The following is a 25821-nucleotide window of genomic DNA, read 5'->3' as shown; positions in this document are numbered from 1 at the left end:
TTTTTATAAAGAAAGATTGATTCCTAAAGACAAGTTCTTAGAAGGCACATACACCGCTGAAGTGGTACCATTGAAGTTTTGCGCTACGTTCATCCCCTTTCTTTTAGTGATGAACCCTAAGTTTTCACCAGTAGCAAATACATTCACATTGCGTAAGCGTAGCTTGCTCACAAAGCCTGCAGGAATATTATAATTTAAGCTTACAGATCTGAAATTCAGGTACGAGGCATCATTCAACCATCTGTCTGATGCGGCAGCCAGATTAGCGGTATTTCCTACTTCCAACCTTGGGACACGGGTGTTATCCCCTGGGTTCTGCCACCGCCCTAGCATATCTCTGTGCATGGCTGAACCATAAGTACCATGGTTCATGAGCCCTGCATATTCACTATCGTAGAATTTACCCCCAACAGAATAAGTGATCAGCGCAGACAAGGAAAATCCTTTGAAAGTGAAGGTATTAGTGATTCCACCCGAGAAATCAGGGATGGCAGAGCCTGCATAATGATATCTGGCGTTGTTGGCTAAGAAAGTAACGGTATCAGAACCTATGATCTTACTGTTGGTTTCATTGTAGTTGATGGCTCTGTATAAGGCATTTCCATTGTCTGGATCAACCCCATAAAATTCACGCAACCAAAAAGCCTGCATATCTTCCCCTACTTTGTATTTTTTAGTACCAGTCACTAATTCTACATATGGCAACTTGGTGAGTTCGTTTTTGAAGGTAGTCCAGTTTATATCTAAGTTCCAGGTGAAATCATTGGTTTTGATTACATCACCGGCTAATCTGAGTTCAATGCCCCGGTTATACATAGCCCCTATGTTTTCTATTCTGCTGTCTACCCCTGTTGAGAGCGGAAGCTTCACTTCAAACAATAAGTCTTCAGACTCTCTATTGAAGAACTCCACGGTGCCGTTCAATCTATTGCTAAATAGGGCAAATTCAACTCCTACATCAAAGCTGTTGTTCTTTTCCCACACCAAAGCTCTGTTTCCTAATGTAGCCTGCGAGAAGCCTGGCTCAGCTGCATTGTTTCTACCTAAGGTGTATAAGGCTTGCCATGCATAATAATCACCAATATTCTCATTGCCCACTTGGCCATAAGAGGCTCTCAACTTCACCATGTCAATCCAGGTTGGCATAGTGAAAAATGTTTCATTATCTAAACGCCAAGAAGCACCAACAGACCAGAAGCTTCCCCAACGAACATCTTTGTAAAACCTTGAGGAGCCATCTCTTCTATATGAGCCAGAAAGCGTATATTTTTCATCAAAAGTATAATTAGCCCTACCAAAATAAGACTCTATCTTATGTTCTTCTGAAAAGGTGTTGAAGCTATTGGTTGTTCCAAAATTCTGCAGTTCAGTATTATCAGGGACTATCTCCCCAGATTTCGACCCAGTTAGATTGTCGAACTTTCTACTAAAGTTCTCATGCCCTAATAGGGCATCAAATACGTGCACTCCTCCTACTGTTTTACTATAGTTCAGTAATTGGTTAGCAGTAAAACTGGTTAGGTTGTAAAGTTCTCGGCCTGCTCTACCAGCAGGAGCACCATCTCCCACTACTGTGTTCTCATAGGTCTGTTGCTCGTAGTTTGTTATGTCTACAGCAAAGTTCCCAGTTAATTTGAAATCCTTTAGGAAAGTAATCTCCCCATATGTTCTACCTCCAAGCACATTACGCCTATATAAAAAATCATTCCATTCTGTTTCAGCCACAATATGTCTACCCGGATACACTGGCCGGGTCATAGTTGGAGAAGAGCCACCTAAATCGTATACCCTCTGCCCATTTGCATCAAGCACATAGGCTCCCGTTACTGGGTCATGCTGATGAATGGGATAAATAGGACCAATACCACGGCTAAAGAAGAATGGATTGACGAAGCCTGTAGCACTTCCAGTACTTGCCTGGTTAGAATTGGAAAGGGTATAATTCATGTTCACACCAGCCTTGAACCAATTTGTCAAATTACTATTGACGTTCATACGGCCAGAAAAACGCTCAAAATCTGACCTTAGCAGGTACCCTTTATCATCAAGGTAGCCTAAAGAGACATAGTAGTCACTTTTTTCAGAACCACCATTAAAACTAACTGTGTAATCAGATCTAGAGGCGTCACGGGTTAAGGCTTTCTCCCAGTCCAAATCATCTGCCCATAGTAATTGCGCTGAAGGATTCAACGAGCCATCAGGAAGTACAATTTGACTATTAGGTACATTGAAAGGATTATAGCCCAGCAATCCTTTTATATCATTTGTGGCCTTTTGGCTAGCTTGTTCTTTGGTAGTAGTTCCTCTTATCAAACTGTTACGGTATGCTTCCCACATCAGAGGATAATACTCAAACGCACTTACACGGTCATATTCAGGAACTGCTCTGGAAGAAACCCCTTGAAGAGCCCTTACATTTACTTGAATACGATCCTTCTTTCCTCTTTTAGTGGTAATCATTACTACGCCGTTAGTGGCCCTGGATCCATAAAGAGCAGTGGAAGCTGCATCTTTCAAGATGGAAATACTCTCCACATCCTCCATATTGATATTTGACAGACCTGCAGTAAATGGGACGCCATCTACTACGTAAAGAGGATCATTGGAATAATTGACAGAACTAAACCCTCTGATGCGTATATCAGGCCCACTTCCGGGTTGTCCTGACCCTCCAGAGACCTGTACACCGGCAGCTTGCCCGGCAATGGCGTTCGTAATATTCGTAACTGGCCTTTGTGCGAGCTTTTCAGCACCTATCTGAGCAACAGATCCAGTAAAGGTGGCTGGATCTGCGGTACCATAGGCTACCACTACTACTTCATTCAAACTTTTTGCATCTCCTACTAACCGTACATTGACTGTTGACTCAGTTCCAATAACAACTTCTTTGTTGGTATAGCCAATAAAGGTAAAAATCAGTGTTCCGCCCGCATTGGGCACACCTATTGAGTAAGATCCATTTACATCAGTTGGAACAGCCGAAGTACTTTCTTTGAGTTGAACCGTCACGCCAGGCATTCCCTCTCCTGTTGCTGCGTCCGTCACTCGTCCTGTTACGGTCCGTGTCTGTGCCCATGCTTGGGTGAAAAGCACCAGCAACAACACGAAGCTAAATAGTAAAGCTTTCTTCATAAGATTGGTTGTTTGTGGTTTGGAAAGATTATCATTTGACACCCTAAAATATAAAATAAATTTAACTTTTTCTTAACATATTTATTTAAATTATCCGAAGCATATGCACCATCGCAATACTTTACGTAATTATAATTACTATCTATTATTATTTTATTTATATTTCTTTCTTCATAAATTTCTATTACTTGCATTAACTTTTACTTAAAGCATTTTCCTAACTTCTTTTGAAGAAGATGCTCTTTATTGTTGCATGAAATGAAAAAGGGAGGCGGCAATATTTAGAAGCTTCTCATTGATAGATACTTTGTCTAATATTTTTTATAATAAAATTCTAGTATCACCTTGAAATTCAATGTCTGGGTCTCCCCACTATTAGAGCTATTTTTTTCTGTTATTCATTAGGTATTGAAGAGGTCCGGCTAAAAGGAAATGAATTATCAGTCAAAATGTAAGAGGCCCCACTAGTTGCAGGGTTCTACATGAACTACTTCTAGGGCACTTTAGTAATACGAATTCTCCCAAACCTCCGTCCTTTCCTGAAAAGCGGCAGCCACGTCTACCCCAACGGTTGGGTTCAGGCAAAAGCAAGTCTTCCGTCACTACTTACGCCTCCAGCTAATCATTGAGGTGACCTGCCAAGATTTGTGTATCAGTATCAACCTAATTTAGTACACCAAATAGAACATAACAGGTAGCGGCCAGGCAGCTGTGGTCAAGCCATCTAGTTCATTATTCAAGTGTGGCCAAATTTTTATGCCTTTAAATAGTATAATGGTAGTTTTTTAAAATAGGGAAGAGCATGATGATGCTCTCCAGCGTCTTACTCTAGGCGTTAATTACTTTGGCCTGTTTTTAGGTTTCTTTATGCGCCAGGCGCTGCTGCCACTAGTTCCCCTCCTTTTATCTCCATTATCCTCTACAGCTCCACCTGTTGCTCAGTAAGAGAAGCTCCTGCCTGTCTTTAATTTAGTCTGGGACTTGCAACTTCTGCTGAAATTGGTCAGCTGCCCAGCCTAGCCGCTGCTGAAGCCTAAAGCATAAAATTTCTCTAAACACATACCTCCTGCTCAACGAAAGTGAAATCTGTAAGGACTCCCGCTCCACAGTATTGATGACTTGCAACTTCCTCTTAGTAACCCAACTCTAAAATCATTACAAACTTTCGAAACCAAGACATAGCTAATCTTTAACCAAGCTTATAATAAGAATATTGAGTTCTCTTAAACTCAAATATTCAAGTATTTTACTGTGTATTTAAAATATTTTATTGACCAAATCACACTTATTTTAAATATTTCTAATGAAATCTTAGCAGCATATTAAGTGCCTATAAAAACAAATGGCTGCTCATACGAGCAGCCATTTGTTTTTATAGGCACTTTTTAAAAGGCTTTGTCAAGAAACACAATAACCTTCTATAACGCTTTCTTGCAGATAATGCTTGTTACTATTGATTAAGCAGGGGATTATTCAACACTTCTGCTTGGGGGATTTCAAATGTAAGTTCATCAGAATTCCATGCGAAAGAGTTTCCTGCCTCAAACAAGTGATTACTACCTCTGGTGACGGTTCTCTTATTCCTCTTAAGAGATAAATAAGATTTTCCTTCACCCCAGAGTTCTATCCGGGTCTGAAGATGGATCTCATCTAGCAGGGCTTGTCCTCTTAAGGCATCAACATACAAATAATCCGCTGCTGAGGTCATTCTCCTAGCCAGTAAGGTCTTAAGCGCATCCTTGGCTGGACCCTCCTGACCTAATTTTGCTTTGGCTTCCGCATTCAGCAGCACGAATTCTTCCAAACGCATATAAACATAATCTGTCTCCACTTGACGCTGTTGACCAATTACCCTGTTTGGTGCAAAGAACTTATTTCTCGGTTGTAAATTTGAAGCAACAAACTGGCCTTTTCTTATATCATTAGGACGGATTGCGTCATACAAACTTTTATCAATAGCTTTTGGATCTCCTGCCCAAGCATAGCTATAGGTGAAAATATCTACCTGTCCCCACCAAGAAATAAGATTAAGTCCGTAGGCTGGTAAAAGGTCAACCCCCCAAATCCAGCTGGGAGACGCAATATTGTTAAACCCAGCTGTTGTACGGTTTGTAATTTGTCCTGCTGCATCAAATTGTGCGACCACTTCATTCGGATTCAATATCCGATAAGGCGTAGTAGCGACAATTTCATTGGTTAAAGTTACTACTCGTTGCAAATCTGCCGGTGTTCCACGTGCCGCAAGTGCGTAAGAAAGAAGGCCTTTCGCTACTGTCTGATCTACCTGTAGTTTAGCAGTCCTATTGAAGCCCTGCAAAGCAACAACAGCAGCATCCAAATCCTTTACTATAAACTCGTAAACCTCTGCTGTTGTACTCCTTGGCTGCGCTGGAACAGTAGTGGTATTATAGATAGGCAGTATTTTCTGTGACCCATCGCCATACCCAGTTGAGAAGAATTGAGTCAGGTAGAAATAAGCATAGGCCCTCAATGCCTTAGCTTGCCCCATTAGATGAGTTCTGCTAGCGTCTGTTTGCGTTGCGTCATTTCCGCCCAGAAGTTCTATAAGAGAATTGGCTCCAAAAATAATGCGATAGTAATACCGCCAAGGTTGATAAGTTGTATTTACTGTAAAGTCCTTTGTAGCTTGATACCTGGCGATGTCAGAATACCAACCATAAGTTGTACCTGCTAACACCATATCGGAAGCTAGCATATCAGCATAAATGTCATATCCTTTTTGCCCGAAATCTGTATGGTTAGTAGTACCACCTGTACCCGTTTGGTACATGGTTGAGTAAATTCCATCAGCGAACGCTGTTAGCAAAGAGGGATCTGTTTTAGCAGCCTCTCTAAGCTGCTCTAACGATAATTGTTGGTTAGGTTGTTCCTCCAGAAAGTCTTCCTGGCAACTGCTGGCAAAAACTGCAAGAACAGTTAATGCTATTGTATATAGACTCTTCTTCATAATAATTTAAATTTTGATTCTTAAACCAGCCGACACGGTTGACAAAGGACTATACAAATAGGTGTTAGATCCTCCTGTTTCTGCTGTGGAAGGGTTGAAACCCTTACGAGCACTATTCAACCATAGGTTATCACCAGATACCCAAACCGAAACGCCACCTACACCAATTCTACTAGTAAGGCTCACTGGAACAGTATAGGAAAGACGCACATTATTCAGAGCCAGATAATTTGCTTTTGTCAGGAATCGGGTTGAAGCGGAGGTCACGTTTGCGTCTCTAGCATTTGAAAGGCGTGGAACACTTCCATTACCAGGATTTTCTGCACTTTGCCATCTATTCAGAATGTCTACATGCCAGTTATTGCTGCCCACCACACCGCTGTGCATTAAGCTTGCATACGCAGCATCATAGGCATAACCACCAAAGCTATATAGCACCTGGGCCGTCAAATCAAAACCTTTGAAGCCTGCAGACAAGTTGAAGCCCCCTCTTACATCAGGTATAGGAGACTTGCCTACATATTTCTGGGTAGCTTCTGAATAAGTCTTAGTAGTTCCTACTAAAATATTACCTGCTTGGTCTGGGTTTTTAGCCAGGTAGTCTGTTAAGCTTGAAATTTGCTCACCTGTGTTGAAAGAACCATTTTTATTTGCATCAACATAATGAACAGTCCACATTCCTCTACCATCCAAAGGATCTACCCCTGCCCACTCACGCATATAGAAATCAAAGATGGAATGACCTTCTGACCAACCGTAGTTTCCTTGCACATCTATCACCTTAGGCTGACCTGTTGACGGATCAAGGGGCATTTCAGTGATTCCGTTTGTAAAGATCTCACCGTTCACACTCACATCTAATCGAAAATCCTTTGTCTGGAGGATATGGCCGGTTACATCAAATTCGAAACCTTTGTTTTGAAGTTTTCCTGCATTAGAAGTGAGGATCGCATAACCCAAAGACGGAGCAGTTCTTATATCAAAAATTAAGTTATCGGTATTTTTGACATAATAATCCAGGGAGGCAGACACATATTTACCAAGTTCGAACTCCACCCCTGTTTGGAACATCTTGGAAGTCTCCCAAGTCAAGTCAGGATTTCCTTTTGTCGCGAAAGAGAAACCTGGCTGGTTGTTCACGTTATCAACGTTATATAAGTCATAACCTGAATAGACACCAACACCTGCCTGATCTCCGATTAATCCATAGCTTGCCTTCAGTTTAAGGAAATCAATAAAACCTAAACTGCTCATGAAATCCTCACCAGAGACAAGCCATGCTGCTCCTACAGAGCCAAAGGTTCCCCACTTTTCATTGATGAATCTTGAAGAACCGTCTCTTCTGATGGTTGCGGACAAGAAGTACTTTTTAGAAAAGTCATAATTCAATTGCCCGAAATAACTTTCTAGGGTATATCTAGTAGTGTAAGAGTTCTGGGTTGGATTCTTCACAACGGCATTGCTTAACTCCAAAATATTTGGATCTACTAATCTATATCCAGAAGCTGAAAATACATTTTGATCATAATCGGTTGCTTCATGGGCAACCAACGCTTCTATACCATGCTGTCCAAAAGATTTTGTGTAGCGTAATAAATTCAGCAAGTTGTAAGAGAACCGTTCTGTTCTTGTTAAGCCCAAAGAACCTTGTTGCCCGGCTGCAGACCCGTAAAACTTGTTATTCAGGTAACCATATTTATTATGGGAATACTGTACTCCAATTCTATTCTCTAAGGTCAACCCTTCCATAATATTGAAATCCAGATTGGCATTACCATTAATCTCATCCCGGTTATGCCTTCTTGTATTATAGATTGCATCAGCAATTGAATTAGTTAATCCCCCGAAACCACGGGCAAAATTGCCTTCAGCACCATAATCATAGACATTAGCACCTTCAAAGAAAGGATCAGGGATCAAGCCGCCTGCAGCATCCCTTTTAAACAAAGGATAGATAGAAGGAATGTTATCTACAAACCAGAAAATACTCCCAGAGTCTGAGGTTTGTCCCCCTTCATTGGTTTCTGATTTAGCGTAATTAAAGTTAATGCCACCCGTGAGCCATTTTGTTACTTCTTGTCTTAAATTCAAACGGGCTGTTAAGCGCTCATAATCAGAAGCAATAGAATATCCTTTATCATCCAGATATCCAAAGGAAGTAAAATAGCTAGTCTTTCCAGAGGAACCACCTAATTTGATGTTGTACTCTCTCCGAGCAGCATCCTGAAAGGCATAGTCTTCCCAGTTCTCTGGGTCATATTTTCTGGTCACACCTTCTCTCACTGACCTAGTGGCAGGATCAATCAATGCCGCACCATTTGCGGCATTCCAAAGGTTGTAACCTGTTCTGACACCACTATTAGAAAACAGATTCGTGTTTGCATAGGCAATACGATCTGCAGCAGTACCTGTGTTAGGATAATTATAGAGCCCTTCCCAGCCTAATGCAATGTATTGCTCAGGAGACTTTATTGTCTCGTAACGAGGTAGCAACTGCATGTTAGTACCAAAATTAGCATCTGCTTCAATAAATGACTTTTTGCCTCGGCCAGATCTTGTTGTAATAACCACAACACCGTTGGCACCTCTTGAGCCATATATGGCGGTAGCTGCTGCGTCTTTTAGAACAGTAGTAGATTCAATATCAGATGGGTTTATTGAATTAATGCTTCCTAAAAAGGGAACACCATCAACTACGTAGAGAGGATCTCTGTTTCCGTTTACTGAACCTATCCCCCGAATTCGGATGGTAGCCACCGTACCTGGTTGTCCACTGGTGTTGATTACTCTTACACCTGCCACCTCACCTGCTAGTGCCTGTGAAACGTTTGCCACATTTTTCCTTTCCAAGGCCTCCCCACTCACCACTTTTGCAGAACCAGTGAAGGCTTGTTGTGTAGAAGTGGAGTATCCTGTCACCACTACCTCTTGCAGGGCTTCGGCATCAGTTGACAACCTTACATTCACAGTAGATTGGCTACCTACGGTAATTTCTTGGTTCGTAAATCCGATAAAGGTAAAAATCAGTGTTCCGCCCGCATTGGGCACGCCTATTGAGTAAGATCCGTTTACATCCGTTGGAACGGCTGTAGTACTTCCTTTGAGTTGAACCGTCACGCCAGGCATTCCCTCTCCTGTTGCTGCGTCCGTCACTCGTCCTGTTACAGTCCGTGTCTGAGCCCATGCTTGAGTAAAAAGCACAAGCAACAACACGAAGCTGAAAAGTAAAGCTCTCTTCATGAGGTTGGTTGGTTGTTTAAGAAAAGTTTGTTGTTTGATAATCTAAATTATAAAATAAATTTAACTTTTTCTTAACATTTTAACTATTTATTATTTTTAACTAAACTATTTACAGATTAATTTAAATTTATCTAATTCTTAAAAGTTAAAATATAATTGATTTTATCCAATAGCTTAATAGGTTTGTCTATATCATTGTAATAAATATAATTTTTTAAATATCTTATAAAGTTTTATAAAGCTCAATGTATTGTAAAAAATTTTATTCCATAAGCATATCAGAGCATATACTTTTTCTCAAGTGTGTTCCTGAGATTGAATGAGCAAGGCTGATTAAATAGTAATATTCAAATAGTTAATAAACTACAGAAAAGTGCTACAGGAGGATCTAAATTGTAACGTAAAGGAAAATGCTTCTATTTCTTATTATTATTTTTTAAAAGCTACCACTTCCTTATTCAATAAAAGACAACACAACTTAAAAACAGGTCTCAATGGTTATGAAGTACTTGGGTACCATGGTGACTTCATGCGATAAATTTGGCATAATGAAATTAAAATTCCCATATCGACAAAATCATTAGCTATGCATATAAGATTTACTTCCAGCAACTTGATGGCAAAACTGAAAGAAGGTAAGTAATTTAAGAAGTGAGGAAATTGCTCGACCACATATTCCAGTAGGCATAGCACTCTGTTTTTGCCTTCAAAAATGTTTATATAATCAAATAGATAATGTATAGGTTGTTGAAGTACTACCTTACTTTCCCATTCTTGGTGTGAATCTTTATGAATTGGTTCTTTAATGCTTCCATATGATCCAAGCGCTGCTGCCTGCGCCAGCTGCCGCCCCTCCTGAAATTATTCCGCTGACAGGTCAGTCCAATATTCCCGCATTCAACTAGGTAACCACCTGCCCATTAAAGATGAAGCTTGCTAAAGATTTTCGTTACAAGGACGCAGTAACCTGCCGCTGTCTACCCGTTTTGACTTCCACTGCAAAAGATACCAAACCCGCCCATACACCCTTCGGGTTCTTCTCCACGATGAGGGTGGGCTTATTCTAAGCATTGCCCAACCTATAGTTGGTAACAGAAAAACCACTAATGCTTTATGAAATAAGCTAATATCTAATTTAGATACAGTTAAAAAAGGATGGAGCGGATTCCCATGATATCTAAATAAACATCAGTGCTAATAAACATTGGTATGGGTAGACAAACGTACTGAGTTGTAATTGAACTCGCCGCAATCGATAACCACTTACAATAAGTTGAAAAGTGAAATTAATGGGACAAAAAAGAAAGGGCTATCCTGTGAGGATAGCCCTTTCTTTAATGAATTAAATGAATCAACTTATAATTGTTGCTCAGTGGTTGGTTGATAAATAGACAAATAGAAATTGTCATAGTTAGGTGAGGCGTGTAACTCCTGGTTACCCGTCAACTTAAGAATAATTCTTTTAGTTGTACCTGGGGCACTACCACCTGCAATTGGTCTGATTAAAATGTATCCTTGTGAGCTATTAGCCGGGATGGTTACAGTGTTGTTGGCATGTCTTGCATCAAACGTGTAGTCAGTTCCCTTAACAGCAGTACTAGTAGATACTACCTCAAAATTCACAACTGTTTCAGTACTTCTCTGCGGACCAACTAACTGCACCAGAACGCTGTCTACAGTTCTTGCACCAAGAGTAGTAGTGGCGTTAAGTCTATAAGCTCTAGGAGTTATAGTTCTAGATGAGTCTGTTTGTACAGTAGAAGCAGGAGATGTCAAAATACCTTTTGATTGAAGAACCGTGGATAATACACCAAGGTATTGGTTTTTGAATTCAACAACTTCTGGGCCTTTATATTTCAAAGCCTCTTCGCCTTCTTCTGGCAAGCAACCAGCCAAAAGAAAAGGTCCGGCTAAAAGCAAAAATGCGTAATTAAATAATTTTCTCATTGTTATCGTCTAATGGATTAATAACCTGGGTTCTGAGGAAAACTTGGATTTAGAGTTACTTCAGCTACTGGAATAGGAGCTAAGATTCTATAATCTGTGTGAGGAATTATACCAACCGCAGTAGCAGCAGGTTTGGTGATACCTTCTCCCCAACGTTTCAAATCAAACCATCTATGACCTTCAAAGAACAACTCTCTTCTTCTTTCATCTTTAATATATTGAAGTAAAGTTGCTTGAGCAGCAGGAATCAATGCCGCAGAATTTCTGCTTGTTTTCAGTGTGGTTAACAGAGCAACGGCATCACCTACTTCCCCCTGCATAACATGTGCTTCAGCAAGCATCAACAGCACATCAGCGTATCTGATGATCTTTACGTTGTCTGTATAAGCTCCATTGGCAGCGTTATATTTATTTGACCACGTATAAGTAACGTTACCGGAAGTAGAAGAAGCGCTTCTATAAAAGAAATTCTTTCTTACATCAAGAACTGTAGCTTGGTTGGTAAGGGTAGGAGTTAACCCAAATAACGCTAATAGTTCTTCAGAAGGAGTTTGTCCTCCATAGGTAGACACGTTGGCAGTTCCAGAAAGGGGTGCATTTTTCCCATTAGGCTGTGTATAGGTGAAAAGGCTTTCATTCACACCTGTTACACCAGCTACTTCTGTTGATTGAACAAAGTTAAGCTCAAACAGAGACTCAGGGTTTGGCACCGTGTTAAAGGCAGAAACAATATTAGGAGCGAGGGTAGCATTTGTGTTAGCCATTGCTAGTTTAAATTGCTCCTCTGCTTGTGCCCACTTCTCCCAGTATAAATATACTTTTCCTAATAGGGCATGAGCAGCTCCTTTGTTCATGACATATCTACCACCAGAGGTAGTAGCAGGATCCAATGCAGTAATGGCGGCTTTCAAATCCGTCTCTATCTGCGTGTATACCTCAGTTACAGTAGCCCGTGGAGTTAGAGCGGCATCTGCTGGTGTGTTGGTAGGCTGAAGCCGCAACACAACACTTTTGTTAAAATTGGCGCCTGTACCACTAGTTGGAATCTTATTTGGCTCATACCCATAGATCCTTGTCAAATCAAAATACACCATTGCTCTCAAGGCTTGTGCCTGGGCTTTTACTTGAGCCTTACCAGCTTGTTCAGAAGAACCAACCGTAAGGTTATCAATATTGGCAATGATGGTATTCAAATCGTTGATAGTACCATACGCAGTTCCCCAAATTCCAAAATGGTTGTTTCTGGTATTTCTATTTACCCCTGTATAACGACCACTTGCTTGAGAAACTTCAGTATAGATATTATCAGACAAAGCATCACCCAGAAGAGCCATGTCTCTTCCCCAATAAGTGAAAGTCTGGATTCTATCATAAGCCGAGGTTAAAACAGCTCTATAGCTCCCAAGGGTTGATAGAGCGGTAGAAGTAGCCAGCGAGGTTGCTGGCTCCACCTGTACAATGTCTTCACACGCTTGAAAAGACAAGCCTGCAAGGATAGAAAATGCTATTATTTTATTTTTCATTCTAAGTCAGAAATTAAAAGTCCAAGGTAATACCTCCCGTGATAGTTCTTGGGTTTGGATAAGCGTTCAGGTTATTACCAGCATTTTCTGGATCATCACCTCTGTAGTTTGTAAATGTAGCGAGGTTGACAGCCTGCACAAACACACTTGCTCCACTAAATTTAGCTCTTTGTACAAGAGTTGTAGGTAATTGGTAATTCAGAGTTATATTCTTTAACCGGATATAAGAGGCAGTTTCCACAAATCTTGAAGACAAGTTAGTCGGATCATATCCACCTGGCTCAGCACCATTACTGTAAGGACGAGGAACACTCGTTACCTGACCTGGAGTTGTCCATCTTTGAAACTGGCTTCTTACTTGGTTATCTGTTCCAGAACCTGAATATTCTAAAACCTGAGCAGCTTGCAAATAAGATTCATTTCCATATTGGTACTGGAAAAGAACATCTAAAGACAGGCCTTTGTAAGCGAAGTTATTGGAGAAACCACCAAACAAAGCAGCGTTTTGGTCACCAATCACTTTGCGGTCTGCCGTGGTAGGAGAATAGGTGATGTTCCCATTCTTATCATAGAACATTGGTCTGCCATCCGCTGGGTTTACTCCTGCCCATTGGTATGTATAGATCAAGTTTAGAGCCCTTCCTACTTCATATTGGTTTGTATTCAAAGTAGTTCTGCCAGCATTTAATTCAAGAAGCTCTGTTCTCTGCAAGCTAATATTGAAACCAGTCTTCCAAGTGAATCCTCCTTTATCAATATTTACTGAGGTCAACTGTACCTCAACGCCATCAGATTGAGCTGATCCTGCATTTTCAAGAATAGAACTAAATCCTGAGTTAGATGGAAGCTCTCTTGGCAAAATAAGGTTGGTGTTCTTTTTACGGAACACATCAAAAGCTCCGTAAAATCTGTTCCGGAAAATAGCAAAATCTAAACCCAGGTTAATTTGAGCAGACTCTTCCCATTTCAAATTCGGGTTCTCTAACTGAATTGGTCTAAGGCCAGGGTTATTGGCATACTGTCCGCCGTTTCCAAACAAGCCAAGTGCCCCAAAGTTGTCTGTAGGCTGTACCCCTACTACTCCGTAACTAGCTCTTAACTTCAAATCATCCAAGAAGGAGACACCTTGCATGAACTCCTCACCTGTTATTCTCCAACCACCAGATAAGCCATAGAATAGGCCATATTTGTTGTCTGCTCCAAATCTGGAAGAACCGTCATAACGCACAGTTACGCTAGCCAAGTACTTGGTTTTGTAGTCATACTTGAAATTACCAAAGTAACCAGCTTGTTTATAGCCAGCAAAGGAAGAAGAGGCAGTTGTTGGGGTAGCAGCACTTCCAACTAATTTAAGCAACGGGCTAGCAAATCCTTGGCCAGCAGCAGATATAGTAGTATTGTCTACTGAACGGTATTCAAAACCTAAAAGAGCACCAATATTATGCGACTCGGCGAAACGTTTATTATAGTTAACTGTTGCCTGACCTGTCCAGTTGATGTTTCTTCTGAATATTTCAGAGGCAGACCCACCCACACTGGCTCCAACCGGAATATCTCCCGGACGGTAGTTACGATCTTTCACATCAGAGAAATCAACCCCAGCTAAAACTCTAGCACGTAATCCAGGAAGGATATCATAATTGAAGGCCATATTACTTACCGTCTGAACAATATCACCCTGACGGTCTTCTCTCACAATATTCTGCACAATGTTTAAAGAAGTACCAGTCAATGATGTATTGAATGATCCATCTTCTTTATAAATAGGATTGATAGGAGCTGTAAATAATCCTCCAGTAAAGGCTCCGTTTGAAAAGAAACCAGCATTGGTGGATGGTCCTAAGGCTTGGGAAGCTGTCAAACCAATTGTCGACTCCAAAGAGAATTTATTATTCAATTTATGGTCAAGGTTAGCTCTAACTGTTCCTCTTTTGAAGGAAGAGTTCAACACCGTTCCTTCAGTACTATTAAATGAGCCCGACACAAAGAAACGAGTTCTTTCATCTCCGCCATTCAATGACAAGTCATACTGCTGCACCTTTCCTTTTTGCTGGATTGCTTTCACCCAGTTATAAGAAGGAAATTGTCCTGTAGCAGGAAGCTTTCCATTATAATATTCATTTATAGCGCTTTGGGCACCAGTAGCATAAGATCCACCTGTACGCTGAGCAGTATTCCCCAATGCCTCTGAACGAAGCATGAACCACTCTTCTGCATTAAGGATTTCATAAGGATTGTAAGCTTCTGAAATACCATGCTGTGCAGAAACTCTTACTTTAGTTGCACCAGATTTACCACGTTTGGTAGTTACAATCACTACCCCGTTACCCGCTTGTGAACCATAAATAGAAGCCGCAGCGGCATCTTTCAAGATCTCAATTGATTCAATATCCGCAGGGTTGATAGAAGACAGAACGTTAGCTGAGGTCTGGCCTGATAATCCACCTGGGCTTACTTGTACACCATCAATGATGTAAAGAGGCTGGGTGCTTCCGTTGATAGTAGCAGTACCGCGGATATTTACGGTAATACCACCACCAGGCTGACCTCCGGATGATACTACCTGCACACCAGCAGCGCGGCCTTGCAAGGCTTTATCAAAGGTTTGGGTAGGTAAGCTTGCAATCTCAGAGCCTTTAACGGTTGCAATTGCACCAGTCACCTCCCGCTTGTCTTGCACTGCACCATAGCCAGTCACTACTACTTCAGCAATTTGACGGGCATCTGTTGCTAATCGCACGTTAACCGTAGACTGATTTCCAATAGAGACTTCTTGGTTTGTATAACCGATAAAAGAGAACACCAATGTTCCGCCCGCATTGGGCACGCCTATTGAGTAAGAGCCGTTTACATCCGTTGGAGCGGCTGTAGTACTTCCTTTGAGTTGAACTGTCACACCAGGCATTCCCTCTCCTGTTGCTGCATCCGTCACTCGTCCTGTCACAGTTCGTGTCTGCGCCCATGCTTGATTAAAAAGCACCAGCAAAAACACGAAACTGAAAAGTAAAGCTTTCTTCATGTGTTTGTTGTTAGTAGTTAACTATTATTTGAATACCAAATTTAATCCCGAATAGCATATTAACAAACACTTAACATAAATTATATTTGTTTTATAAAACCCCTTCTTTAGCAAATCCGTCGCAGATGCTTTCTTAAGATTACTATTATATATAATTTTTAAAATATTTTTACAATTTGCAGGTATTTCACAACAATATTATCAATAAATAAGGGATAATATTTACAATTACATACTTCACACCTTATTTATAAAAGCTTTTATATGCGTATTTTTTTTACTAGCGCTCAATTATTTATTTACTTTAAATAAGTGTTAGAAAGCATATCAATAAAACATTCTCAATAAGCCAATTTAATCTTAATTTAATTACATATAATAACTTATTTGAGTTGTGACATTCAAGCCTTTAATAAAACCAAAAAGCCCCTGCCAATTAGATGGCAGAGGCTTTTTAAGAAAGAGGGCGAAAACTAATTAAATCCTATCCCAAGGCCAGCGGTAGCAGAAGGATATTTGGCCATGGTACCCTCCGCATACAAGGAGAAGATGAGGAGTTTCAGGCGCAGGCCACCTACCAGACCATATTGACTGTCTTCCACATTCACCATCACAGGGTCCACCACGTCTTCAATGTATCGGTTAGGAGGCGTAACCTGGAAAGAAGTAACGGGATAGCGTCCGTTTACATTCACATCGGTTGTCACGTGGCTATATTTAACCCCGCCATAGACGGTGAGCACCTTTAAGTTTTTGGAGGCTATCAAACTGGCGGTCCAGGCTTTGGTGGTAAAAACCAGTTGCTGGTTGTCATAGTAACCAGCTTGTTGCTGCTGGGCAGTTCTGGAAGCGGCCGGATCTGGGGCCAGATCCAAATCTGCAGTAGTTTCAAAATAGGTATATCCGCCCAGAGCAGCAATGTCAAACCCAGGAATGGCACTAATGCCCGGAAGGTATTGCTTCAGGCCATGCTTCAGGCCTACCCCCCAAAGGTTTGCCGAGTACTCTTCATAGGTAGTCTTTGGGAAAAACCGTACGGCTACCTCGGTATCCAGAACCAAACCAAAGCTGGCCTGTACCATAGGAACCGGCAAGTTCTTAAATCCAATGCCCCCAGGGGTATTGAATCTGGTTAGCTCTTCTTCCCGATTGGTCAGGGGGTTTCTTCCGTAGACGACCATCTCAGGGCCTTCCTCCTTTCCCCCGAAAACAGTGGGGGCAATAGAAGACTCTCCGCTGGCCAACCGGATTTTCTTCAGCTCCAGTTTGGAGATATCAAACGAAGTCTGCTCTTCAGGGGTAAAAACACCGGTAGCAAACACCCGTACGTCAAATTTACCCAATTCCATGGCCTTGCCTGAATTGAACCAATTCCCGTTGAGGCCGTGCCCCACCGCTTTTCCACCGGGTTCAATGTAAGCCCTGATCAGTTTGTTCGCATCTTCCTTGCCGGCCTTAATCACGTCGCCCACTGCTTGTTGCGCGTGTGCCGCAGGAGCAGCCAACAATATGCCCACCACGGGCAAAGCCACCAAGGAAAACTTACGGAGCGCGTGCTTCATCGTATTCTTAAATAAAACAGGTTCAGATTGGTCAAAAAGCCCGCTAACTTCTATATAAATCCGGGGATTTCAAAAAGGGAATTTCTTACTGTTACCAGGAGGGGCGTTTCCAGGCTGAATTGCCAGAAACAACCTAGAAACAGACCCTAGAAAAAAGTATCGTAAGCGAATTTGAGGATGATACCCGTCACCACCACCAGGAAAAGCTTCCGCACAAAGCCGGAGCCTTTCGCCAACGCGATACGGGTGCCTACCATAGAGCCCAGCACGCTACTGATGGCCATGGGAATTCCTATATGGTATAGAATATATCCCTTGTACCCAAAATACAGCAGCGCAGAAAGGTTGGTAGCCACGTTGACCACCTTCGCAGAGGCAGAGGCCGCCAGGAAGTTGAAGCCGAACACGCCTACAAAGATGAACATGAGGAAAGAACCCGTGCCCGGCCCAAAGAACCCGTCATAGAACCCGATCACCAGTCCCACGCCAATGCCATTCCAGATTTCCTTTGCTTGGGCCAGTTTAGGAGCATGGATGGCCCCAAAGTCTTTCCGAAAAAACGTGTACACCGCCACGGAGACCAGCAGCACCAGAATCAAGGGCCGCAGCAACGCGGCATCAAAATGACTCACGGCCCGGGCTCCTAGGAAAGAAAAGACAAAGGCGGCAAAAGCGGCCGGCAACAGGGCCCGCCAGTTAATCTCCACATTTCGGGCGTAGCGCCACATAGACACGGAGGTGCCCGCTATGCTGGAGAGTTTGCCGGTGCCAAAAATGGTAGGAATAGGAACCGTAGGCAGAAAAACAAACAAAGCCGGCAACTGTATAAGCCCTCCGCCGCCTACCACAGAATCAATCAAGCCCGCTAAGAACGCGAACAGGCACAGATATACAATTTCCAACGTTACAGGGTTTTGCCGCAGTTGCGGCGATTGAACCCGCAAATATTCTTAAAATGCTTGGGTTCACCAAAGGACCACCGAACCTGTTCCTATTTTTAGCCTCCTTTAGGAAAAACTGTTTAGAAACGCCCTCCTACCACGGCAGTCTCCTTCAGCACCTCCTTCTGTCCCTGCAGGTTAAAGAGCTCCACCAGCACCACGTAGTACCCAATGGCGGCCTTGGCGCCGGCATCGGTGAGGCCGTCCCACTGCAGCACACTCTCTGCGCCCAATAAGGTATTGGCCGACAGCTTGCGGACGTGGCGCCCCTGGGCATCATAAATGGTCACGGTGGCCACAAACCCCGCCTGCGGCAACTGGAACTGCAGCAGCAAGGCATCATCTGAACCATCGCCGTCCGGGGTAAAGGTTTTGGGCTGCAGGCTCAGTTTTCGAGTTGTGGCTAGCATCTCCTGGGCCTGCGAGTTCTCATAACCGGGCGTAGCGAAGACGTTGGTGGCCGCGGAGTGGAAATTAGCCGCCGTGGAGGGTCCGGCTAGGGTAATCCGCTCCAGCGACACCCCTTCGGCATCTGCTAATAGCTTGAAATGCTGTTCCTGATGGTAACTCAGCTCGTCCATGACCTCGCCGTTGGGTAAAAGCAGCACCGCGTTTCCGGCCTCATCTGGGAAAGAAGGCAACGAAACCAGTTCTACCAACTTCTCAGCCCTGGCCGCCGGATATTCCCGTTGCAGAATGCCGGCATCAGTGGTAAACACCAGATACCCGCCGGGCGGAAGCAGCAGGTTTTTGGTGCTCAGGCTCCGGGAGTTGGCCACCTTGCCCTGCTGCCGGTTCGCGATTTTCCAATCCTGGAGGTCCAGATACCGGGGCGACCGGTTCACAATCTCCACAAAATCAACGCCCCCTGGTCGGGGGTTGAACAGCAACTCATTAATCACTACATCTCCTGGCTGGGGCGGGGCGGGTAAAACCAGGGCAGCCGTCTGGGCCGAAGCAGAGGTGTTGCCTGCGCAGTCTTTGAGCCCCTGCGCGGTGATTACGTACCGTTCATTCTCCCGCAAGGGCGTTTCCAGCACCAGTTCCACTACCGTGAGGTCACGGGAGGTGATTTTCACCCGTTGCACCGCTCCCGCCGGAGAAACCAGGTACTTGGCCTCCTGCACTGCCGCCAGACTATCTAAAGGCTCATTGAAATACAGCATTACTCTGTTGGCAGAGATAGGTGCTGCCTGTTGTAAGACCGGAGCGGTCTGGTCTACCCGCTGCACGGAGTTGGGTTTGCCCGGGGTACCGCCCGCCGCACTCTCAGAGGCTTTCCACTGAGAGGCCCCGGCACACCTGCTGTTCACATCCAGAAGTTCCAGGCTCCACCCTCCTTCTTTCTTTGCGGCCTCCTGGTACCAGCTATTGGAGAAACGCACCAAGTCTATCAGGTGGCCCTGCGCATTGAAGAGTTCTACGTCATCGCCGCTGTCGTTCAAGGCGGGGAACGTGGCAAGGCCCAACACCGGGCCAAACGGACGGAACAGCGCCGTGTCTGCCGCCGCGCTGACAATGAGGTAGGCGCCGGGCCTCAGCAAGTAACCCGGGAAGACTCCTTCACTGGCCGTGGCATCTGAGTAGCGCCACCCTTGCAGGTCAAAGGTTTTCTGGCTTGAGTTGTAGAGCTCTATGAACTCAGCAGCCGGTAGCCCCTGCGACGGACTCACATCCGCAAAAATCTCCGTGACCCTCACCTCGCTCGGGGCTGCCACCGGGGAATAGGAGAATGTGCCTACCAGATTATGAGCCAGGTTGCCCTCTGCGTCTGCCACACGCATCACCTCCACCTGATGCGACCCGGTCTCCAACTCCTGCGGAAGCTGTAAATGCACCACGTGCGGGGTTGCGGCTTGCCATTGGGCGGCAATGGGTATCAGACTGCCGTTGATTCTATAATTAGAGGTGTTTTGGGCCTCTTTTTCCAGAACTGGCTCTGAAAACGTCAACGCTACTGTCTTCGGGCCAAGGGCTTTACTGCTGATAAGGCTGGGCACTCCGGTTTCTTGCACCGTGAAATCATCAAAATGGAACCGCTGAACATTGGTTTGGGTGTATCGGAACAGCACGCCGGTATAGGCTGAGGTAAGATAACGGGGATCCTGCACCGCTCCCTGCACCACGTACCTTTGCTTGGTAGCGTTCAGGTCCAGTTCCAACGTCCAGTCATGGGTGGCGGTACGCGTGACCCGCACCCAGAGCCTGTTGTCCGCGGCGGTCAGGGTTCGGTCTGGCCCATCTATGATCTTAGTCACCGTGGCGCCATCTTTCCTGAAAAGGCTTACCTCATCCTCCTGGCCACCTATCCGCACAAAGTACCCTTTCAAGGCGCCTTTCAGATCAGGTACGTCAGAGACAAGGTACACTTCGGCATAGTTACTGGAGGAGGTGGCAAAGTCCAGGCGAAGGAAAAATTCCCATTGGGCATTCACCGCCAAGGTGTTAGGCGTTGACAGATAGATAGTCCCTCCGGAAGAAGTGGCTGCTCCCTGGCTCTGCAACTGCCGGGTAACGTTCACGTGGAAAGAGACCGCATCTCCTGCCCAAGGCGGACGTTGGGTGAAGTCGCCGTCGGAGAAAGATTCCTGCACCTGCGCCTGAACGGTGAGCAAAGCCGCCCATCCTATAATTATTATAAGAAAGATTTTACCCATGTAAAGCCTGTACTTTATTTATCCTGAAAAGTTGGCTTTCTTTGCAGCAGCCCGGCGCGTTTTCTGCCTGATTCTCAGAAATAAAGGTTAAAATGCACCCGACTTTACCCTAGAAGCTATCTACCCGTTCTTCCTGGGTAATCATATTTAAATCATTTACATACCTTTACATGAAAGTAGCTGTAGTAGGCGCCACCGGCCTAGTGGGTGGCGAAATGCTGAAGGTCTTGGCGGAGCGTAACTTCCCGGTAGACGAATTATTGTTAGTAGCCTCTGAAAGATCAGTAGGCCAGAAGATGAATTTCCAGGGCAAGGAATACACCATCATTGGAATGGAGGAAGCCATTGCCCAGAAACCCCAGATCGCCATCTTCTCGGCGGGCGGCAGCATTAGCAAGGAAATGGCCCCCAAATTTGCCGAAGCGGGCACCACCGTAGTAGATAATTCCTCCGCCTGGCGCATGGACCCCTCCAAGAAATTGGTAGTCCCGGAGATCAACGCCTCTGAATTGACTCCCCAGGACAAGATCATTGCCAACCCCAACTGCTCCACTATTCAGATGGTGGTGGCCCTCAACAACCTGCACAAGGCCCTTAAAGTGAAACGGATTGTGGTGAGCACCTACCAGTCTGTGACAGGCACCGGCAAAAAAGCTGTGGACCAGCTCATGAACGAGCGCGCCGGCAAAGAAGGCGAGAAAGCCTACGCCTACCCTATTGACCTGAACGTGATTCCGCACATTGACGTGTTTGAGGCCAACGGATACACCAAAGAAGAGATGAAGATGGTGAACGAGACCAAGAAGATCATGGGCGATGACAGCATCAGGGTAACGGCCACTACGGTTCGTATTCCAGTGATGGGCGGCCACTCTGAGTCTCTGAACGTGGAGTTCGAGCAGGATTTCACCCTGGAGGAAGTGTACCGTCTGTTGCACGAAACCCCGGGCGTGGTAGTGGTAGACGACACCGCCAACCTGAAATACCCTATGCCCATGGATGCCCACGGCAAAGACGAGGTGCTGGTAGGCCGTATCAGAATAGATGAAACCCAAGACAGAACCCTGAACATGTGGGTAGTGGCTGATAACCTAAGAAAAGGAGCCGCCACCAACGCCGTTCAGATTGCAGAATACCTGGTAGCGCATAAGCTGGTTTAACTAGACTGCGCTTCTTCCCAGTAAAAAGAAAGGCCACCCATGCGGGCGGCCTTTCTTTTTTGTCCTTCTGGCTTTTAAATTCACCAAAGAAACGCTCTTGGTGCAGCGAGTTGTTTAGGGGCGGTTTCTTGAAAAACAGCCCCTAAACAACTGGTTTACTGCCTTACTGTCTTCTTAGGCTCTATCCGGTAGCTGGCCTTTTGGGTAAAGGTTCTGCCAAACATATCGGTGGCTTTCACCTCAATGGTATGCTGCCCAACAGGCAACTTGGTGGGGATACTGCCCCGCCATAGGTGGGTAGACGGAACTGCATTAGAGGGGCGTCTGCCCGGCACCAATTCCTCTGCATAATCCCACTCATGCAAGCTGTGCAAAAAGGTGGGGTCGTGCTCTTTCTGGTACTCCATCTTTTTCCACTCCCCGTTGTCTACCCGGTACATCACCGTATCCCGTCCACCGCCCATGAAGAAGTTGGCATAGATGCCAGCCGAGGTGTTTCTGCCGTGTTCTACCACTTTGGGGGCAAAAACCTCCACCTGGTACTCCTTGGGTTTGCCGGCTACCTTGTAGTCTGTCACATATTGGTTGCCTTTGAAGCGGAGGAAGGCATACCCCTTAGGCGTACCGTCGCGCATGGTGGATTCCGGCACCCCGTTCTTGTCCAGCTTGCCAGAGTACCAGTCCCCGGAGGTGGTGCCCACGTTGTAGTGGTGGTGCGGCTTGTCCTGGTGCCAGCCTTCTGCTTTGGAGAAGAAATCCTGCTTCTGCAAGTGCGTGTGCGCTGAGAGGGATAGCGTGTGCGGAAAATCCTTGAGCAGGTCAAAGAGGCGTTGGCGATCCTCGTCACGGAAAGCGTCGCCGTCTGGTTCACTGAGCGGGATGTGGAAGGCCAGCACCACCAGATGGTCTTTGGGCACGTGCTTCAGGTCATTCTCCACAAAGTCCAGCTGGTCTTTCCGGAACCCACCCCAATAGCTTTTCCCGTCCCGGGGGTCAGGATACAGCACATCGTCCAGCACAATGAAGTGCACCTTGCCGTAGTTGAAGGCATAGTTGGCCGGTCCGAAATGCGCCTCATACGTTTCGTCAGCCAGGGAATCGGCTTTCGCATCAAAGTTCATGTCATGGTTCCCCATCAGGTTGTACCACGGAATGCCCGCCTTCTGCACGGCTTTGATATAAGGGTTGAACAAGGTAAGGTTGTCGCCCACCAGATCACCCAGGCTTAACCCGAAGGGAACATTCTTGATGCTCTCCACCTCTGCCACAATGCCACGGGCGAAGAAATCCACCTCCTCTACGGTATAGGGCTGCGGGTCCCCGAAGAGCAGCGTCGTGAATTCATCGCTTTCCTTGGCCCGGGCCAGGGCAAAGTCTACGGACTTGGGCAGGGGCCCGGTAGGCGCCACGCCTTTAAACTTGAGCTCGGGGGAACCTTTGGGTTTGTGGATGTAATAGAACTGCGGCAGGTTGTTCTGGTTCAGGGGCATCTGGTAGCCGCTGGGTTTGATTACGGCAATAATGTTATCCTCCCCTACCGGCAGGGTGTACTTCCCTTTACCGTTAGTCAAGGCTACTTCCCGGCCATTGGTTACGGCTACCTTGCCAATGCCTTTTTCAGAGCGGTCCTTTTTGCCGTTGCCGTTCGCGTCTTCATACACATACCCGTTTACCATTGACTGGGCCTGTACCGCCCAAGCCATGAGCAGGCTTCCTGCTAATAAAACTGTTTTCTTCATATACTATTCTGCTAAGCTGTTTTTCTGGATAAGTGAATACGGGGTGTTGATGGGGTGATGTCAGTCCAGTGGTTGAAGAAGGCTGATGGTGCCATCGGCGCTGGTTACCACCACCTTTCCTTTGGGCAGCGGCCGCACGGTGTTCACCATGTCCTGGCTGAGTTGGTAGACCCACTTGGTCTTGCGCGTGTCCATGTCCACGGCGTACACCCGCCCAAAGGAAGTGCCAACGTACACATGGTGCCCCTCAAAGGCCGGCATGGAAGGGGAAAAATCCTTTCCGAAACCCGCGGCAAGGCGCATGACCACTTCTGGCACGGCGCCCTTGGTGCTCCAGGCCACCAGGGTATCCTGCATGGTTTTGGCCACCAGCCAATCGTGCTGCGGGCTGCCGCCCAGAGACTCCCTTACCCGGGAAGCACCCGTGACGAACGTCTGCCTGCCCGTGGCCAGGTCAAACTCCCGCAGCTTCTCATCAGGGGCTACCATGTACACCTTGCCGTTCTGCACCACCGGCACCGCCATGGCTGGCGAATAGTAATGGCTGCGCTCCTGGTTTTTCCATTCCCAGGCCAGCGTCCCATCAGCGCTATTGAGGGCATAGAGCGTTTTGCCCCACGTCCCGAACACCACCTTGCCCCCGGCCACGGTGGGTTGGCTGGGCGGGAACCCTGCCAGGCCGGCGTAGGTCCAGACGGACTTACCGGTAGCCAGGTCCAGCGCCCGGAAAGTAAGGTCGCTGCTCCCAATATAGACCCGGTTGCCTTGGATGGTAGGTGAAGCCACCACCGGCCCGCCGGTTTTCACCTTCCAGAGCAGTTTCCCGTTCCGGGCGTTCAGGCAGTAGATGCTGCTGTCTGCAGATGCGAAAACGACTCTGTCCCCAGCTACGGCCGGGGAGGAATAGATTGCCTGCCCGGCCTGGAACTGCCACTGCTCCTTGCCGCTCCTGAGGTCCAGAGAGGTAAACACCCCCAGCAGATTCCCGATCAGGACGCTGTTCTTCCAGACGGCCGGGGTAGACACCAGATTGCCCTGGTCCTGGCGGGTCCAAACCGCCCGCACACCTTTGTATTCCGGCGCAATGGGGGCACTGTCGCTTTTTGGAGGGGGAACTATTGCTTTCGCCTTCGTCTTGTTTAAAGGCAAAGCAGCCCATAGACTACTGCCCGGACGCCCGACTTCCACCATGCGCACAAAGAGGGAATCTTCGGTGAGGGAGACCACATTGTAGGCGAAAGTTCCTTCCCGCAACTGGGCGGTCCGGCTCATGATGCCGGTCATGCCCCCAAAGTTCAGGACCTTGTTGGCGTGGCCATGCCCGCAGAAGATGGCCAGAGTATTCAGCTTAGCCAGTTTGGCTAACACATCCTGGTGGTTGCTGAGGCCTTCCTCCAGAGGGTAGTGCGCCAGGAACAGCACGGGTTGCTGCGGAGGCGTCACTGCGACTAAACTGTCAAGCCAGCGCATCTGGTCCTTCGGCACGTACCCATTGGCCATGCGGCCGTAGGGCCCGGTGCTTACCCCTATCAGGCGCACCCCCTTTACGTCCGCTACAAACTTCTGCTCTTGCCACTGCTTGTCATAGGCCAGCCCGCCACTCCCGGACCAACCGGTATCATGGTTCCCGGGCACAATGTAGTAGGGCTTTTTCAGGCCTTCCATCAAGGCTTTTGCCTCCGCCAACTGTTCATCGTAGCCAAAGTCACTTACGTCACCGGCATGCAGCACAAAATCAAGGTCAGGATTCTTGTTGATGTCCTGGACAATGGCCGCCAGCCCCTGGCTATTGCCCGGCTTACCGATGTGCGTATCTGTGACTACCGCAAATTTAAGGGTATCCTGCCGCTGCGGCCCGGCTTGGGGATTTCCCAGGCACACGAGCGGAAGCAGCAGGCCCAGCAGCATTGTTTTCAGATAACCGTCCATCTTC

Annotated in this window: 12 protein-coding genes; 1 reads left to right on the top strand and 11 read right to left on the bottom strand. The window is 46.0% G+C overall.

Going from position 1 to position 25821, the window contains the following annotated elements:
* Positions 1-3 precede the first annotated feature (3 nt).
* The 9 genes from FOE74_RS01600 to FOE74_RS01560 form a co-directional block, all read right to left on the bottom strand.
* Entirely contained in the window at positions 4-3132 is a 3129-nt protein-coding gene (locus tag FOE74_RS01600; RefSeq protein WP_149096858.1) for a SusC/RagA family TonB-linked outer membrane protein, read from the bottom strand.
* 1450 nt (positions 3133-4582) lie between these two features.
* On the bottom strand, positions 4583-6100 hold the full coding sequence (locus FOE74_RS01595; protein ID WP_149096857.1) for a RagB/SusD family nutrient uptake outer membrane protein: 1518 nt from the start codon (positions 6098-6100) through the stop codon (positions 4583-4585).
* Positions 6101-6106: 6 nt separating this feature from the next.
* A complete protein-coding gene (locus tag FOE74_RS01590) occupies positions 6107-9340 on the bottom strand; it encodes a SusC/RagA family TonB-linked outer membrane protein (RefSeq protein WP_149096856.1) in 3234 nt (1077 codons plus the stop codon).
* Positions 9341-10696: 1356 nt separating this feature from the next.
* Positions 10697-11287 carry a hypothetical protein gene (locus tag FOE74_RS01585; protein WP_149096855.1) on the bottom strand — a complete coding sequence of 197 codons (591 nt, stop codon included), beginning with the start codon at positions 11285-11287 and terminating at the stop codon, positions 10697-10699.
* 17 nt (positions 11288-11304) lie between these two features.
* On the bottom strand, positions 11305-12810 hold the full coding sequence (locus FOE74_RS01580) for a RagB/SusD family nutrient uptake outer membrane protein (RefSeq protein ID WP_149096854.1): 1506 nt from the start codon (positions 12808-12810) through the stop codon (positions 11305-11307).
* 13 nt (positions 12811-12823) lie between these two features.
* Complete coding sequence (locus tag FOE74_RS01575) at positions 12824-15829, bottom strand: SusC/RagA family TonB-linked outer membrane protein (protein WP_149096853.1); 3006 nt, start codon at positions 15827-15829, stop codon at positions 12824-12826.
* A gap of 473 nt (positions 15830-16302) precedes the next feature.
* Positions 16303-17391 (bottom strand): DUF6588 family protein, encoded by a 1089-nt coding sequence (locus FOE74_RS01570; RefSeq protein ID WP_149096852.1) that lies wholly within the window; start codon positions 17389-17391, stop codon positions 16303-16305.
* Between the two features lie 146 nt (positions 17392-17537).
* Positions 17538-18293 (bottom strand): sulfite exporter TauE/SafE family protein, encoded by a 756-nt coding sequence (locus FOE74_RS01565; RefSeq protein WP_149096851.1) that lies wholly within the window; start codon positions 18291-18293, stop codon positions 17538-17540.
* A gap of 119 nt (positions 18294-18412) precedes the next feature.
* The gene (locus tag FOE74_RS01560) at positions 18413-20989 is read right to left on the bottom strand and encodes a lamin tail domain-containing protein (RefSeq protein ID WP_149096850.1); all 2577 of its coding nucleotides are present in this window, start codon (positions 20987-20989) and stop codon (positions 18413-18415) included.
* A gap of 170 nt (positions 20990-21159) precedes the next feature.
* On the opposite strand from FOE74_RS01560, the gene FOE74_RS01555 reads away from it, so the two are divergent.
* Positions 21160-22149, top strand: a complete 990-nt coding sequence (locus FOE74_RS01555) for an aspartate-semialdehyde dehydrogenase (RefSeq protein WP_149096849.1) — start codon at positions 21160-21162, stop codon at positions 22147-22149.
* Positions 22150-22304: 155 nt separating this feature from the next.
* Here FOE74_RS01555 and FOE74_RS01550 read toward each other — a convergent pair whose 3' ends face one another.
* Entirely contained in the window at positions 22305-23888 is a 1584-nt protein-coding gene (locus FOE74_RS01550) for a calcineurin-like phosphoesterase C-terminal domain-containing protein (protein ID WP_149096848.1), read from the bottom strand.
* A 60-nt stretch (positions 23889-23948) separates the two neighbouring features.
* The gene (locus FOE74_RS01545; protein ID WP_149096847.1) at positions 23949-25817 is read right to left on the bottom strand and encodes an outer membrane protein assembly factor BamB family protein; all 1869 of its coding nucleotides are present in this window, start codon (positions 25815-25817) and stop codon (positions 23949-23951) included.
* Positions 25818-25821: the final 4 nt, after the last annotated feature.

Source organism: Rufibacter glacialis, from assembly GCF_008271745.1.
In the GTDB taxonomy this organism is placed as follows: Bacteria; Bacteroidota; Bacteroidia; order Cytophagales; family Hymenobacteraceae; genus Nibribacter; species Nibribacter glacialis.
The sequence above is the reverse complement of the archived record's forward strand: the minus strand, read 5'-3'. Positions and strand labels throughout refer to the sequence as shown.

Bases quoted from the DNA above. Each gene is read 5' to 3' on its own strand.
- FOE74_RS01600 (WP_149096858.1), bottom strand. From the start codon at position 3,132: ATGAAGAAAGCTTTACTATTTAGCTTCGTGTTGTTGCTGGTGCTTTTC.
- FOE74_RS01595 (WP_149096857.1), bottom strand. From the start codon at position 6,100: ATGAAGAAGAGTCTATATACAATAGCATTAACTGTTCTTGCAGTTTTT.
- FOE74_RS01590 (WP_149096856.1), bottom strand. From the start codon at position 9,340: ATGAAGAGAGCTTTACTTTTCAGCTTCGTGTTGTTGCTTGTGCTTTTT.
- FOE74_RS01585 (WP_149096855.1), bottom strand. From the start codon at position 11,287: ATGAGAAAATTATTTAATTACGCATTTTTGCTTTTAGCCGGACCTTTT.
- FOE74_RS01580 (WP_149096854.1), bottom strand. From the start codon at position 12,810: ATGAAAAATAAAATAATAGCATTTTCTATCCTTGCAGGCTTGTCTTTT.
- FOE74_RS01575 (WP_149096853.1), bottom strand. From the start codon at position 15,829: ATGAAGAAAGCTTTACTTTTCAGTTTCGTGTTTTTGCTGGTGCTTTTT.
- FOE74_RS01570 (WP_149096852.1), bottom strand. From the start codon at position 17,391: ATGAAGCACGCGCTCCGTAAGTTTTCCTTGGTGGCTTTGCCCGTGGTG.
- FOE74_RS01560 (WP_149096850.1), bottom strand. From the start codon at position 20,989: ATGGGTAAAATCTTTCTTATAATAATTATAGGATGGGCGGCTTTGCTC.
- FOE74_RS01555 (WP_149096849.1), top strand. From the start codon at position 21,160: ATGAAAGTAGCTGTAGTAGGCGCCACCGGCCTAGTGGGTGGCGAAATG.
- FOE74_RS01550 (WP_149096848.1), bottom strand. From the start codon at position 23,888: ATGAAGAAAACAGTTTTATTAGCAGGAAGCCTGCTCATGGCTTGGGCG.
- FOE74_RS01545 (WP_149096847.1), bottom strand. From the start codon at position 25,817: ATGGACGGTTATCTGAAAACAATGCTGCTGGGCCTGCTGCTTCCGCTC.